This window comes from Microbacterium sp. Cr-K20, assembly GCF_000708325.1.
Taxonomy (GTDB): domain Bacteria; phylum Actinomycetota; class Actinomycetes; order Actinomycetales; family Microbacteriaceae; genus Microbacterium.
Genome location: NZ_JARE01000050.1, coordinates 219335 through 233627, shown reverse-complemented (window position 1 = coordinate 233627; position 14293 = coordinate 219335). Strand labels below are relative to the sequence as shown.

Below are 14293 nucleotides of genomic sequence, written 5' to 3'. Positions count from 1 at the left end.
GCCAACACAAGCGCCGCGACGAGGAAGGCCCTAGCTTTAGGACTCGTCGCGGCAGCTAAGAAGAAGCAGACCGCCGAAAGGCATGTGGTCATGCTAGCAGGGATGGCCCGGCGGTTTCGACGCGTGTGAGACGATCAGGCGGCCGGTGACACTCCCCGATATGAGCACATCGCAGCGTCGCCTGATCCTCGCCGTAGCATCGGCCGTCGGACTCCTCGCGTTGACCGCCTGCACCGCGGGACCGGGCGGTTCCGCGGCGCCGACGAGCACGACCGTCCCGTCGGACCAGCGCCTCGAGAACGCACATCCTGAGCCTCCGGAGGGGCGCGTCATCGGGGTGGGCACCGTGCTGGACGACGCAGGCGACGTGGCGTTGTGCATGGGGGCGATCATGGAGTCCTACCCGCCCCAGTGCAGCGGGGTGGCGCTGGACGACTGGACCTGGGACGGCGTCGACGGCAGCGAGACCAGCGGGGACGCGACCTGGGGCGCGTATGCCGTGTATGCCACGTACGACGGCGAGCGGCTCACCCGGACCGACCCGCCGATCATGCTCGCGCTGTACGACACGGTCGCTCCAGAAGATCCAACCGGCGGCGTCGAGGGCTCGACGGCCGAAGACGAGTTGACGCGGGTGCAGGACGACATCGCCGCGCGTCTCGGGACCGATGCCCTCACGGTCGGCACGGATCGAGGCTACGTCTGGCTGCAGGTCGTGTGGGATGACGGCACTCTCCAGGATGCGGTGGATGCCGAATACGGCGACGACGTGGTGGTCGTGACCTCCGCCCTGCGCGAGATCGACTGACCTAGGGGATCAGGGCGAGTTTCCCGCCAGGGTGGCCGGTCGCCAACACACGATGGGCCTGACGCGCCTCGTCGAGCGGAAAGGTCCGGGCCACGGGCACCACGAGGTCGCCGTTCTGCGCGAGGGCGATCAGCTCGCTGCGCACCTCATCGCGGAACCGGGCACTGGCGGGCATCGAGCCGGCGATCGCCTGGATCCCCTCGGCCTCGGCGCGCCCCAGGGCGGCGATGGTGACGATGCGACGGCAATCCGCGACCAGCTCGAGTGACACGTCGACGGCCTCGTCGGTGCCGACGGCATCGAGCGCTGCGGCCACCGGTCCGGCCGAGACCTCACGGACCCGGTCGGCGAGCCCCGGGCCGTATCGGACGGGCTCTCCCCCGAATCGCCGGACCTCGTCGAACCGGTCGGTGCTCGCGGTGCCGATGACACGAATGCCGCGGAGCCGAGCCTGCTGCAGGACGCTCATGCCGACCGCGCCCGAGGCGCCGTGGAGGAGGACGGTCTCCCCTGGCGCCGCCCCGGTGACCGCGAGCATCTCCGCGGCCGTGGTGCCGACGAGAAGCAGGTTCGCCGCCTCCGGATGCGTGAGCGTGGACGGCTTCGCGAAGACCTTCTCCGCGGGGACCGTGACCGCTGTCGCGTAACCGCCGCGCACCCGGAAAGCGATCACCTCGTCGCCGATCGCCGCTGCACCGGAGCCGATCCGAGTGTCCGGACCGACCGCGCTGAGCACACCGGACACCTCGTACCCGATCGGAACGGGGAACTCCAGGCCCGACCGGCCGGACGCGACATGCTTCGCGTCGGCGGGGTTCACGCCGGACGCGTGCACCCGGATGGTGACCTCACCGTGCCCGGGTGCCGCCAGTCGCTCCTCGACGAACTCCCACGAATCCGGTCCACCGGGCGCGGTCGCCACCCAGTGCTGCGCCAGCGGCCGTTCCTCGGATGACATCGACTGCGACACGGTTCAGAGGAGGCAGCGGAGGTTGGTGACCGTGCCGGAGACGTTGCTCCAGCTCCCGGCGGCCACGGTCTTCAGGACGGTCGACCCGTTGCGCACCTGGACGGAGCCGGAGCCGCGGGCGTTGGCGACGGACTTGACCGCGAAGCTCGACGGGATCGTATGCACCGCGCACGTGCCGAACGTCAGGGATGCTCCGCCGAGCGAAGTGTTGCTGTAGGCGCAGATCCTGCCGGTGGTGCAGCTCCCGACCGACCACGATGACATGCCCGAGGCTGCGGGCACGGTGAGCTCCATGTCGAGCTTGGGCCACACCGCGTGCCGCCCGTCGATGACGACACCGCCCGGCACCTCATCGAGCACCGCCGCCACCAGGGGGTCGACCTCACGGTCGTCGTCGACGGCGGCCATGGCGGGGGCCGCCCCCAGCGTCATGACGAGCCCGAGCAGAGCAGCGGCCAGAACGGTGGTGCGTTTCATCGAACGGTCTCCTCATCGAGATCCCACATCTGATACGAGATGATCGCGCCGGCGGGGAACACGTCATCGGCTTTCAGGACCGTGCGTTCGACGCCCACGATCCGCCCCGTGTCGCGCGACACCAGGACCAGGTCGCTCACGGCGCCGTCCGGGGACTGGACACGTACACCGGCCACGGCGCGCCCCAGGCGATCGGTCGTGTTGCCCAGCGCTTCGCCACCGCCGGCCTCCTCGAGCAGGACTAGGAGTTGCGCGTGCTGCGCGTCGGTCAGCGTCCACTGGTCCAGAACAGAGGTGAGCGCCAGCTCGACGTCGTACGCGGTGGGATCTGCCGGCATGCCGAACGCCTCGAGCATCGCTACCATGTCGTCCCGCGTCTCGCCGGGCACGGTCGTCCAGGGGGTCTCGAAATCCCCCGGCTCCATCACCAGATCGGTGACGACCTTCCCGCTGCTCGAGACCTCGGCGGCGTTGCTGGCCACCGCGTCAGAGGGATCGTACGGCACTCCGGCGATGATGGTCATCCGCCCGGAGCCGTCCGGTTCCCACACGAGTGCGGAGAGCTGTGGCACGACAGTCGTGGTCTTCGCGTCGACATCGACTTGGAAGCCCCAGGAGGCCGTCCTGACGGTTCGCATCGGCACCGTCGGCCCCGGTGTCTCGGCAAGAGCCGTCTCCGCGTCGTCGACGATCTGAGCGACAGTGCTCGACCCACTGAACTCGAGCGGTGCGGGAGTGCCCGCCACGGCGGCGCCCTGCGGAGAGAGCACCCCGATCACCAGGGCGGTGGAAGCGGCGACGGCCGTGATCCCACCCGCCCAGCCGAGCGTCCGCACCCGACGGCGCTTCGGTGCGACATCGCGTCGGAGGATACGGTCCCGGGTCGCGAGAGCACGGGCGTCGGGCGGTGCGTCACGTGGCGTCGGTGCAGGGTCGGCGTCGATCAGCATCCGCTCGAGCACGGCGTTGTCAGTCATCACCCGTCATCAGCCCCTCCAGGCCCAGCTCATCACGCAGACGACCCTGCGCGACGCCCAGCGTCTTCCGCACTCGGGACTCAGAAGCGCGCAGCAATTCCGCGATCTCCCCCACCGCGAGTCCATCCCAGTACGTGAGCATGATGATACGCCGTTGTACCGGAGTGAGGACACCCAAAGCTCGGATGACTACCAGGCGGGCCGTCAGCCCCGGCTGTTCGTCGGCGCCGGACACTCCGCTGTGCACGGCGTCGACGGCGCCGTTCGGCATCGACGACGGACGAGAACGAGAGCGCAGACGCCGATCGGCGGCACGGAGCAACCAGACCCGACCGGGCGGTCGAGCCGGCCTCAACCGGGACCAGGCATGCAGGAACACCTCGGAGACGATCTCGGTGACTTCCTCCTCGTCGCCGACGACGCCCTCGATGTGGTGCCGTACCGCCGCCCAGTGAGCGTCGAAGACTCGGGTGAAGACCTCGTTCCGCAGCGGATTCGGGTCATCGCTGCGGAAACTCATGTCTGCGGGGTCGGCGGCCTTCCCGCCGCCATCGACGTGTGACCGGGCCTCATCTCAGAAGCCGAGCCTGCCGAGCTGCTTCGGGTCGCGCTGCCATTCCTTCGCGACCTTGACGTGCAGGCCGAGGAACACGCGGGTGCCCACCAGCGCCTCGATGCCGACGCGGGCACGCGCGCCGACCTCGCTCAGTCGCTTGCCCTTGTGCCCGATGATGATCGCCTTCTGGCTGTCGCGCTCGACGACGATCGACGCGTGCACGTCGGTGAGGTCGGTGCCCTCGCGCGGCGCGATGTCGTCGATCACGACCGCGATCGAGTGCGGGAGCTCGTCGCGCACCCCCTCGAGGGCCGCCTCGCGGATCATTTCGGCGATGCGGTCCTCCTGCGACTCGTCAGTAGTGATGCCCTCCGGATACAGGGCCGGGCCCTTCGGCATCAGCAGCAGGATCTCGTCGGACAGGACGTCGAGCTGGTCCCTGGTGAGCGCGGACAGCGGGATCACCGCGGACCAGTCTTCACGCAGCGCGTCGACCTCCAGCAGACGCTCGGTGATCTCGTCTCGGGCCGCGACATCGGTCTTCGTCACGATCGCGATCTTCTTGGCGCGGGGATAGCCGTCGAGCGACGCGGCGATGCGGCGATCACCCGGGCCGACCTTCTCATTCGCCGGCACGCAGAACCCGATGACGTCGACGTCGCCGAGCACCTGCTCCACCAGGTCGTTCAGCCGTTCACCGAGCAGTGTCCGCGGCTTGTGGATTCCGGGGGTGTCGACGATGACGAGCTGCCCCTCCGGACGATTCACGATGCCGCGGATCGCTCGACGCGTGGTCTGCGGCTTCTCGCTGGTGATGGCGATCTTCTCGCCGACGAGTGCGTTCGTCAGCGTCGACTTGCCGACGTTGGGGCGGCCGACGAAGGTCACGAACCCGCTTCGGGTGTCGTCAGTCATCGTGTCGATCTCCTTCATCCTGCGAAGCGTCAGGGTCCCCTGCCGCACGTTCCACGAACACCGTCGCGATCCCGCGACCTCGACCACGAGAGGCTCCTCCGGTGAGGACCAGGCCCTCCACCGTCGCCGTCGCCCCGGGTTGCGGGACCTGTCCCAGCGCCTTGCCGAGCAGACCGCCGATCGAGTCCACGTCCTCGTCCTCGAGTTCGAGACCGAAGAGGTCGCCCACGTCCTCCAGGGAGAGACGGGCACTCACGCGGTAGCGTCCGTGACCGAGATCGACGAACTCTGCGGATACCTGATCGTACTCGTCGGAGATCTCCCCGACGAGTTCCTCGATCAGGTCCTCGAGGGTCACGAGGCCGGAGATGCCACCGTGCTCGTCGATCACGAGGCACACGTGCACGGCGTCGCGCTTCATCTGCTGCAGGAGCGTCTCGGCGCGCATCGACTCGGGCACGAAGGTCGCCGGTCGCGCGATCGGCCGGATGGATGCGGCGCGCCAGGCGCTGTCGTCGCGATACGCGAACTGCACGAGGTCCTTGAGGTACAGCACACCCACCACGTCGTCCGCGTCGTCGTCCACGACGGGCATCCGGGAGACGCCGCGGTTCAGGAACAGGGACATCGCCTCGTCCGTCGTGGCGGTGGCATCGACGGTCACCATCTCCGTCCGCGGCACCATGACGGCGCGGACGAACTGGTCCGTGAAGTCGAACACCGAGTGGATGAGGTCGCGGTCGTCCTCCTCGATCAGATCGTTCGAGGCGGCCTCATCGACCATGCTGAGCAGCTGGTCCTCGCTGGCGAAGGAGCTGCGGCCCGTGCCGGGTGTGACCTTGTTGCCCAGCACGACGAGCCCCTGCGCGAGCGGTCCGAGGAAGATGCGGAGCCCTCGGACGATCGAGGCGGTACCGCGGATCATTCCCTCGGCGTGCTGGCGGCCGAACGACCGCGGGCTCGCGCCGACGAGCACGAAGGTGATCGCCGTCATCAGCAGAGCGGCGGCGAGCATCGCCCACCAGTTGTTGTCGATGAGCATGGTGAACGCGACCGTCACCAGCACCGCAGCGGTCACCTCGGCGAGCACACGGATGAACGCGACCGCGTTCACGTGCGCGTCGAGATCGGCGGCGATCCGCCCCAGCGCCTTGGCCCGGCGTCCCTCGGTCGCCATGTCGGCGAGATTGGCGCGGGAGGCGACACCGTAGGCGGCGTCGATCGCCGCCATGAGGCCGCCGAACGCCACCAGCAGGACGGCGGCGATGAGAAGGAGGGCGGCCGTCATCGGCGGCGTTCAGCCGCGGCGAAGCCCTGGATCAGTTCCTTCTGCAGTCCGAACATCTCACGCTCCTCGTCGGGCTCGGCGTGATCGAATCCGAGAAGGTGCAGAAGGCCGTGGGTGGTGAGCAGGATCAGCTCGTCCATCAGGGTGTGACGCGCGGCCTGAGCCTGTGCCTCCGCCACCTGCGGGCACAGCACGATGTCGCCGAGGAGACCGGGAGCGGTGGGGCGGTCCTCCGTGCCCGGACGCAGTTCATCCATCGGGAAGCTGAGCACGTCGGTGGGACCGGGCTCATCCATCCACTGCACGTGGAGTGCCTCCATGGCGCCCTCGTCGACGAGGACGATCGCCACCTCGGCGTCCGGGCTGACGTGCAGCTGCGCCAGGTTGTAGTCCGTGAGTCGCTGCAGCACGGTCTCGTCGACGTCGATGGCCGACTCGTTGTTGATCTCGATCATGAGAGTCCTCGTTTCGGCATGCGGTCACGTGGTCCGGGGCGCTGCGCTCCCCTGCGGTCGGCGCGATTGGCGAACTCCGCCGCCTGCTCGCGCTCGAAGCGCTGCGCCGTGCGCTTCTCGTCGTACTCGCTGTACGCGTCGACGATGCGTCCGACCAGCGAGTGACGGACGACGTCGTCGCTGGTGAGTCGCGAGAAGTGGATGTCGTCGATGCCGTCGAGCACGCGCGTGACCAGACGCAGTCCGGAGGAGCCCTGCGGGAGGTCGACCTGGGTGATGTCGCCCGTCACGACCATGCGCGTGCCGAAGCCGAGGCGCGTGAGGAACATCTTCATCTGCTCGGGTGTGGTGTTCTGCGCCTCGTCGAGCACGACGAACGAATCGTTCAGGGTACGCCCGCGCATGTACGCGAGAGGGGCGACCTCGATGGTCCCGGTGGCCATCAGGCGCGGCACGATCTCGGGATCCATCATCTCGTTGAGCGCGTCGTACAGCGGTCGCAGGTACGGATCGATCTTGTCGGTCAGCGTGCCGGGGAGGAACCCGAGGCGCTCTCCCGCTTCGACGGCGGGACGAGTGAGGATGATGCGCGTGACTTCCTTGCGCTGCAACGCCTGGACGGCCTTCGCCATCGCCAGGTAGGTCTTGCCCGTGCCGGCAGGGCCGATGCCGAAGACGATCGTGTTCTCCTCGATCGCGTCGACGTACTCCTTCTGCCCGAGCGTCTTCGGACGGATCACCTTGCCGCGCGTGGTCAGGATCGCCTCGCCCAGCACCTCGCTCGGCCGGGGACCCCCCTCTTGGCGCAGCATCCGGGCGGAGCTGGAGACGTCGCTCGGAGCCAGATCATGACCTGCCCTGGTCATGGCGAGCAGCTCTTCGACCAGCGCCTTGGCCTTCGCGACCGCATCCACGCCGCCGCCGAGAGTGATCTCGTTGCCGCGCACGAGCACCTGGACGTCAGGGTGCTCCTTCTCGAGCATCCGCAGCAGGCGGTCCTGCGGGCCGAGGAGCTGCACCATGGCGACGCCATCGGCATAGATCTTCTCGACGGCCTCGGGCGGTCGACCGCCCAGGCTGCGTTCCTGCGGTTCGTTGTTGTCAGGCACCGACGCTCTTCTCGGTCAATCCCCCGGCCAGCACATGGGCATGGACGTGGAAAACGGTCTGTCCGGCGTTCGTGCCGGTGTTGAAGACGAGGCGGAAGTCGCCGTCGTCGGTGTGCTCGGCGGCCAGCTTCCCGGCGAACGCCACCATCTCCGCCAGCAGGGACGGATCCCCTGCGGCGAGCTCGGTGACATCGCGGTACTCCGCGGTCTTCGGCACCACGAGGAGATGCACCGGTGCCTGCGGGGCGATGTCACGCAGTGCGAACAGGCGGTCGGTCTCGCCGAGGATCTCGGCAGGGATCTCCCCGTTCAGAATGCGCGTGAAGATCGAGGGTTCCGTCATGCGATCAAGTCTACTGATCGCCGCGTCCCCAGCGGCCTGACGCCGTGGGCGGCCGGAACGCAGCTCACCAGCGGCCGAGCGCGACCGACAGCACGGCGATCGCCGCCGGGCCCGCCGTCGACGTCCGCAGCACCGTGTCGCCCAGGAGCACTCTTTCGGCGCCCGCAGCTGTCAGCCGGTCGAGTTCTTCCTCGGCGATCCCGCCTTCCGGCCCCACGACCAGCACCAGATCGCGATCGTCGGCCGAGATCTCGGAGAGGCGCACGGATGCGGTGGGGTCGAGGAGCAGCACGCGCTGCGAGGTCGCCCGCTCGGCGAGCTGCGTCGTCGAGACCGGTGCGGTGACCTCGGGCACCCAGGCCCGATGGGCTTGCTTCGCGGCCTCGCGCACGATGGTCGCCCACCGTTCGCGACCCTTGACCGCCTTCGGTCCCTCCCAGCGGGAGACGCTGCGGCTCGCCTGCCACGGCACGATCTCGTCGACGCCGAGCTCGCACGCCGCCTGCACGGCCAGCTCGTCGCGGTCGCCCTTCGCGAGCGCCTGGACCAGAACGATCCGAGGGCTCGGAGCCGGTTGCTCGACGCGGTCGGAGATCCGCACCTCGACGCGGGTCGGGGACACCTCTTCGGCCGCACCGATCAGCCACACGCCCGCGCCGTCGCCGACCGTGACCGCCTCGCCGACCCGCAGGCGCCGCACGACGGCGGCATGCTTCGCCTCAGCGCCGGTCAACGACACGAGGTCGCCGACTCCGGCATCCGTCGACGACTCGACCAGGAAGTGCAGCGCCATGATCAGTGGCTGCGGAAACGGTCGCGGAGCTTCGAGAAGAGACCGGGCTGGAACTGCGCGAGCTGCGGATCCGGAGCCTTGGTCTTCTTCGCGAAGTCCTCGATCAGCGCCCGCTGCGCGGAGTCCAGCCGGGTGGGCGTCAGCACCTGCACGCCGACGCGCAGGTCTCCGCGCTGGGTCCCCCGGAGCGGGGTGATACCCCGCCCCTTGATGGTGAGCACGTCGCCGGACTGCACGCCCGCGCGGATCTCGAGGTCGACCTCGCCGTCGAGCCCCTGGATCGTGGTCTCGGTGCCGAGGATGGCGTCGGTCATCGACACCTCGAGCGTGGCGAGCAGGTCATCGCCCTCACGACTGAAAGCGGGGTGGGCGTTGACCGTGACCTCGACGTACAGATCGCCGTTCGGGCCGCCCGCCTTGCCGACCTCGCCCGAGCCGGGCAGCTGAAGGCGAAGGCCGGTCTCGACGCCGGCGGGGATGTCGAGCGAGACCGTGCGACGCGAGCGCACGCGGCCCTGGCCTCCGCAGGTGCCGCACGGGAACGGGATGGTGGTGCCGTAGCCCTCGCACGTGCCGCAGGGCTGAGAGGTGACGACGTTGCCGAGCAGGCTGCGCACCTGACGCTGCACGTGTCCGGAGCCGCCGCAGATGTCGCAGGTGACGGGGGACGTACCCTCCTGGCAACAGGAGCCCTGGCACGTCTCGCACAGCACGGCGGTGTCGACGTCGATGTCGCGGTGCGCGCCGAAGACGACGTCACCGAGGTCGAGCGTGACACGCACGAGAGCATCCTGTCCGCGCTCCCGGCGCGAACGGGGTCGTGCGCCGCGACCGCCGCCCTGGGAGGCACCGAAGAACGTCTCGAAGATGTCGCCGAACCCGCCGAATCCGCCGAAGTTGCCGGCAGTGCCGTCTCCTCCGCCCATGTCGTAGCGGCGCCGCGACTCGTCGTCGCTCAGCACGTCGTACGCGTGCGTGACGAGCTTGAACTTCTCCGCCGCATCCTCACCGGGATTCACATCCGGGTGCAGCTGTCGCGCGAGACGTCGATACGCCTTCTTGATCTCGTCGGTGGAAGCGTCTCGGGACACCCCGAGAACCTCATAGTGGTCCGCCACAATCGCCTTTCTGCGTGTGTCTTCCGGACGCGACCGCGTCAGCGGCCGGCCTCGTCTTCGTCGAGCATCCGCGACAGGTAGCGGGCGACCGCCCGTGCCGCCGCGAGATTGCTCGGGTAATCCATCCGCGTCGGCCCCATCACGCCGACGCGCGCGGTGCCGCTGGGCGCGGCGTAGTTGCTGGCGACGATCGATGCCTCACCGAGGCCGAACGGTGCGTTCTCGGTGCCGATGCTGGCGGCGAGTCCGTGCTCGTCGGTCACCATCTCGCTCATCAGCCGCAGCAGGGTCACCTGCTCCTCGATCGCCTCGAGGAGCGGATGGATGCTGCCGCGGAAGTCCTGCTCGCGACGAGCCAGGGTGGCAGCTCCCGCCATCACCAGACGCTCCTGTCGGAATCCGCTGAGCTCGTCCATGACGACGCTCGCGATCGCGCGCAGCACGTGATCCTTCGGCGCATCCTTCACGGCGAGCAGTGCCTGCAGGCGGTCCGAGGCCTCGCCGATGCCGTGACCGGTGATCAAGGCGGCCATGCGTGCACGCAGCACCGCCATCTCGGCCTCGTCGATGGCCTCCGGCAGCTGGGCCACGCGTTGCGACACACCGCCGGCGTCCGTCACGAGGACGATCAGGAGTCGATTGGGGGCCAACGCCACCAGCTCGACGTGCGTGACGTGAGCACGTGCGAACGAGGGGTACTGCGCGAGCGCCACCTGACCGGTGAGCTGCGTCAGCACCCGCACGGTGCGCACCATCAGGTCGTCGAGGTCAGCGGGCTCGCCGAGGAACGACTCGATCGCCGAGCGCTGCGCGGACGAGAGCGGCCGCAGCTGCGCCAGGTGATTCACGAAGACGCGGTAGCCCTTGTCGGTCGGCACCCGACCGGACGAAGTGTGCGGCGCCGTGATGAGCTCTTCGTCCTCGAGCAGCGCCATGTCGTTGCGGATCGTCGCCGCCGAGACGCCGAAGGAGTGCCGGTCGACGATGGATCGGCTGCCGACGGGTTCGTGGGTCTCGACGTAGTCCTGCACGATCGCGCGGAGAACCTGGAGTCCTCGCTCTGTGACCATCGCCCTTCCCTTCCGCTGGCACTCGGACGTTCAGAGTGCCAATCCTACCCCGTGCAGCTCGGGATTCTCCGTAGCGCGGATGCGCGACCCTAGGATGACGCTCATGACCTCCTCACCTCAGACCACGTTGTCGAGCGGCATCGTCCGCGGCTCCGCGGAGGAGGGGGTCGACCGCTACCTCGCCATCCCCTATGCCGCACCACCGTTCGGCGAGAACAGGTTCCGCGCCCCACGGCCGGTACCGGCGTGGGAGGGCATCCGTGAGGCGACGCAGTTCGGCCCCACGGCACCCCAGCTTCCCTACGCCGGCGCGATCGGCGAGCTCCTCGGCTCCGTGCATATCGACGGCGAGGACATCCTCACGGCCAATGTCTGGGCACCGTCCGGGGCCTCCGCGGCGCCGGTGCTCCTGTGGATCCACGGCGGGGCGCTGGAACGGGGCACCGCTGCTCTGCCCCTCTACGACGGCACGGTCTTCGCGAAAGCGGGGATCGTGTTCGTCTCCATCAATTACCGCCTGGGCTCGGAGGGTTTCTCGGTACTCGAAGGTGCACCGAGAAACCTCGGACTGCGCGACGCCGCTGCGGCGCTGGAGTGGGTGCACCGCGAGATCTCCGCGTTCGGCGGTGATCCCGCGCAGATCACCGCGATGGGAGAATCCGCCGGCGGGGCGATCGTCGCCGGGCTTCTCGCGCGCGACGAATCCCGCGAGCTGATCCATCGGGCGATCATCGAATCCGGACCGTTGGCTGCACAGCCGGCGAAGAAGGCGGGACGGGTGACCGCACAGCTCGCAAAGCGCCTCGGTGTCCGGGCCGACCGTGACTCGTTCGCCGCGCTCTCACCCGATCAGCTGCTCGAAGCGCGAAGGGCCCAGTCCGCAGGCTCCTCGCCGCTGGGCGGAGCTCCCGGCTTCCAGTTCGCCATCGACCCGGACAGCCTGCCCCGCTCTCCGCACGAGGTTCTCGGCGAGATCGACACCCCCCTGTTGATCGGCAGCAACACCGACGAGTACCGGTTGTGGTTCCCGCCCGAGGCTCTGGCCGGCATCAGCGAGCTGAAGCTGCAGGCCGCACGGATCCTCTCCCGCATCCCTCGTCGAGCAGTGCGCGAGTATCGCTCGGCCTTCCCCGGGGCGAGCACCGGCGAGGTGTTCGGGCAGCTCGTCACGGACATGATGCTGCGAGGGCCGTTGAGTCGTGTGGCGGCAGCGCGACCGGAGCGCACGCATGTGTATGAGTTCGCGTGGCCGAGTCCGGTTCGCGATCTGCGCGCCGCGCATGCACTCGAACTCGGGTTCGTGTTCGATCGGCTCACGGACGACGAGACGGTGCGGCTGGCGGGCCGCGACGCCCCGCAGACGCTTGCGGACGAGATGAACACGGCCTGGGTCGGTTTCGTCACGAACGGCGACCCCGGCTGGCCGGTGTACGGCTCCGACCGACAGACGCGCATCTTCGACACCACGAGCGCGACGCTGCCGCAGCGCCGGACCGCGGGGATGGACCTGCTCCCGGGCTGAGCCCGCCCGCATCGGCCGATCAGTCGGTGAGCTCGCGCACCACGGCATCGGCGAGGAGCCGACCACGAAGCGTCAGCTGGACACGGCCGCGGATGGCGGCGGCCGGGTCCACGAGCCCGTCGGCGATCAGCCCGGCGACGCTGCGTCGGTTCGCGGCGGGCACCTCGTCGATAGCGATGCCCTCGCGGATGCGGCTCAGCAACAGGATCCGCTCCAGCGTCCGCGACTCGGCGTCCGGCCGTTCCGTGCCTGCGGCGGGCGACTCGGATGCCGCGAGCCGCTGCGCGTACGCCGCCGGATGCTTCACGTTCCACCAGCGCAGCCCGGCGACGTGACTGTGCGCTCCGGGGCCGAAGCCCCACCAGTCACTCCCCCGCCAATACGCGAGATTGTGCCGCGACCGCTGCTCGGGCGTGCGCGCCCAGTTGCTGACCTCGTACCAGTCGAAGCCACCGGCTGCGAGACGCGCGTCGGCGAGCTCGTACATGTCGGCCTGCACGTCGTCGTCGGGGGTCGGAACCTCTCCGCGGCGGATCTGGCGAGCGAGCTTCGTGCCGTCCTCGATGATCAGCGCGTACGCGGAGATGTGGTCGGACTCCAGCGCGAGCGCCGCGTCGAGCGAGGCTTCCCAGTCGGCGAGCGACTCCCCCGGCGCCCCGTAGATCAGATCGACGCTGACGGCGAGACCCGCGTCTTTGGCCGCGGCGACCGCGGTGGTCACGTTCTCGGGCCGGTGCGTGCGGTCGAGCGAAGCGAGCACGTGCGGCACGGCCGACTGCATGCCCACCGACATCCGCGTCACACCGGCGGCGGCCAGCGTACGCGCGACCGCGGGCGTCACCGTATCGGGGTTCGCCTCGACCGTGACCTCCGCGCCCTCCGCCAGTCCGAAAGCTGAGGTCGCGGCCTCCAGCATCCGCGCGAGATCGCCGGCCGGCAGCAGTGTGGGCGTACCCCCGCCGAAGAAGACGGTGTCCATCGGCCGCAGCGCCCCCGCGTCGGCCAACACTCGACGGGCGAGGCCGATCTCGGAGATCAGCGTCGATGCGTAGTCCTCCTGCTTGGCGCCGCGGAGCTCGGTCGACGTGTAAGTGTTGAAGTCGCAGTAACCGCAGCGCACCGTGCAGAAGGGGATGTGCAGGTAAGCCGAGAAGGGCACGCTCGTGTCGACGGGAAGGTCGTCGGGCAGATGTCCGTCAGCCGGCGCAGGGTCTCCCAGAGGAAGCGGTCCCGCCATCACAGGGGGGTCGCGTAGAGCGGGGAGATCGCGCGGAGGTAGCGCGCGAAGAGCTCACGACGACGGCGCTTCACGAGCGCCGGCACGGTGCGGTACAGCAGCGCGTGCGGAGCGTCGAAGGCGCGGACGGTGAACCAGACCTCGTCGTTGTCTTCACGCCAGTCCACGTCGAAGGACTCCTCGCCACGGACGACGGATCCGCCGACGGTGCCGAGGACGAAGCCGATGCGCCGGGTCTCCTCGGTCACCGAGATCACGCGCAGCTCCGCGTCCGCACGCATGCTGCCGACGCGACCGCGCAGATGAAGAGTCATCCCCGCGCCGACGAAGGGCATGCCCTCCGCGTCGTAGCGCGGCTCGACGTCACGCTTGCTCGGCGCGATCGGGTTGCCCTCCGCGTCGAAGCTCACCCCCGCGTAGGCGGGGCCGGGCGCCGGACGCACGTCTTCGACGGAGAGTCCGGCCGCGCGCTGCGCCGTCCACGAGAGCAGCGCTTCACCGGCGGTCTGGAAGCGCTCGCTGCCGCTACCGATCCGCCAGGATTCCTCCGCCGGGATGCTGCGCTCCGGCGGGTACTGCATCAGATCGGGCGCGTGGGTCGCACCCACGGCCGCATAGTCCACCGTGTCGTCTCGGAAAGTCCCGCGCCGCATGA

Annotated in this window: 16 protein-coding genes; 2 read left to right on the top strand and 14 right to left on the bottom strand. The window is 69.3% G+C overall.

Features of this window, described 5'->3' with window-relative positions:
* The first annotated feature begins 160 nt into the window (after positions 1 to 160).
* On the top strand, positions 161 to 808 hold the full coding sequence (locus GZ67_RS0111940; protein WP_029261724.1) for a hypothetical protein: 648 nt from the start codon (positions 161 to 163) through the stop codon (positions 806 to 808).
* 1 nt (position 809) lies between these two features.
* On the opposite strand, the gene GZ67_RS0111935 is transcribed toward GZ67_RS0111940, so the two are convergent.
* The 12 genes from GZ67_RS0111935 to hrcA all read right to left on the bottom strand — a co-directional run bounded on the left by GZ67_RS0111935 (position 810) and on the right by hrcA (position 10879).
* The gene (locus tag GZ67_RS0111935) at positions 810 to 1766 is read right to left on the bottom strand and encodes a quinone oxidoreductase family protein (protein ID WP_029261723.1); all 957 of its coding nucleotides are present in this window, start codon (positions 1764 to 1766) and stop codon (positions 810 to 812) included.
* A gap of 15 nt (positions 1767 to 1781) precedes the next feature.
* On the bottom strand, positions 1782 to 2255 hold the full coding sequence (locus GZ67_RS0111930) for a hypothetical protein (protein ID WP_029261722.1): 474 nt from the start codon (positions 2253 to 2255) through the stop codon (positions 1782 to 1784).
* Complete coding sequence (locus GZ67_RS0111925) at positions 2252 to 3232, bottom strand: hypothetical protein (RefSeq protein WP_029261721.1); 981 nt, start codon at positions 3230 to 3232, stop codon at positions 2252 to 2254. Before GZ67_RS0111925 ends, GZ67_RS0111930 begins: the two co-directional genes overlap by 4 nt.
* Positions 3225 to 3752, bottom strand: coding sequence for an RNA polymerase sigma factor (locus tag GZ67_RS0111920; protein ID WP_029261720.1), 528 nt, complete (start codon positions 3750 to 3752; stop codon positions 3225 to 3227). The genes GZ67_RS0111925 and GZ67_RS0111920 overlap by 8 nt, the downstream gene beginning before the upstream one ends.
* 54 nt (positions 3753 to 3806) lie before the next feature.
* Positions 3807 to 4703, bottom strand: a complete 897-nt coding sequence (gene era, locus GZ67_RS0111915; RefSeq protein WP_029261719.1) for a GTPase Era — start codon at positions 4701 to 4703, stop codon at positions 3807 to 3809.
* On the bottom strand, positions 4696 to 5991 hold the full coding sequence (locus GZ67_RS0111910) for a hemolysin family protein (protein WP_029261718.1): 1296 nt from the start codon (positions 5989 to 5991) through the stop codon (positions 4696 to 4698). The genes era and GZ67_RS0111910 overlap by 8 nt, the downstream gene beginning before the upstream one ends.
* Positions 5988 to 6446, bottom strand: a complete 459-nt coding sequence (gene ybeY, locus GZ67_RS0111905; RefSeq protein ID WP_029261717.1) for an rRNA maturation RNase YbeY — start codon at positions 6444 to 6446, stop codon at positions 5988 to 5990. The genes GZ67_RS0111910 and ybeY overlap by 4 nt, the downstream gene beginning before the upstream one ends.
* Positions 6443 to 7468, bottom strand: coding sequence for a PhoH family protein (locus GZ67_RS0111900; RefSeq protein ID WP_231481794.1), 1026 nt, complete (start codon positions 7466 to 7468; stop codon positions 6443 to 6445). The genes ybeY and GZ67_RS0111900 overlap by 4 nt, the downstream gene beginning before the upstream one ends.
* Positions 7469 to 7547: 79 nt before the next feature.
* Complete coding sequence (locus GZ67_RS0111895; protein WP_029261715.1) at positions 7548 to 7898, bottom strand: HIT domain-containing protein; 351 nt, start codon at positions 7896 to 7898, stop codon at positions 7548 to 7550.
* A gap of 64 nt (positions 7899 to 7962) precedes the next feature.
* Complete coding sequence (locus GZ67_RS0111890) at positions 7963 to 8691, bottom strand: 16S rRNA (uracil(1498)-N(3))-methyltransferase (protein ID WP_029261714.1); 729 nt, start codon at positions 8689 to 8691, stop codon at positions 7963 to 7965.
* Positions 8692 to 8693: 2 nt separating this feature from the next.
* Positions 8694 to 9809, bottom strand: coding sequence for a molecular chaperone DnaJ (gene dnaJ / locus GZ67_RS0111885; RefSeq protein ID WP_029261713.1), 1116 nt, complete (start codon positions 9807 to 9809; stop codon positions 8694 to 8696).
* Positions 9810 to 9847: 38 nt separating this feature from the next.
* Entirely contained in the window at positions 9848 to 10879 is a 1032-nt protein-coding gene (hrcA, locus tag GZ67_RS0111880) for a heat-inducible transcriptional repressor HrcA (protein ID WP_029261712.1), read from the bottom strand.
* Positions 10880 to 10982: 103 nt separating this feature from the next.
* Here hrcA and GZ67_RS0111875 point away from each other — a divergent pair, with 103 nt between their 5' ends.
* Complete coding sequence (locus GZ67_RS0111875; protein ID WP_036303290.1) at positions 10983 to 12401, top strand: carboxylesterase/lipase family protein; 1419 nt, start codon at positions 10983 to 10985, stop codon at positions 12399 to 12401.
* A gap of 19 nt (positions 12402 to 12420) precedes the next feature.
* Here GZ67_RS0111875 and hemW read toward each other — a convergent pair whose 3' ends face one another.
* Positions 12421 to 13638, bottom strand: a complete 1218-nt coding sequence (gene hemW / locus GZ67_RS0111870) for a radical SAM family heme chaperone HemW (RefSeq protein ID WP_029261709.1) — start codon at positions 13636 to 13638, stop codon at positions 12421 to 12423.
* Positions 13638 to 14291 carry a DUF1990 family protein gene (locus GZ67_RS0111865; protein WP_029261708.1) on the bottom strand — a complete coding sequence of 218 codons (654 nt, stop codon included), beginning with the start codon at positions 14289 to 14291 and terminating at the stop codon, positions 13638 to 13640. Before GZ67_RS0111865 ends, hemW begins: the two co-directional genes overlap by 1 nt.
* Positions 14292 to 14293: the final 2 nt, after the last annotated feature.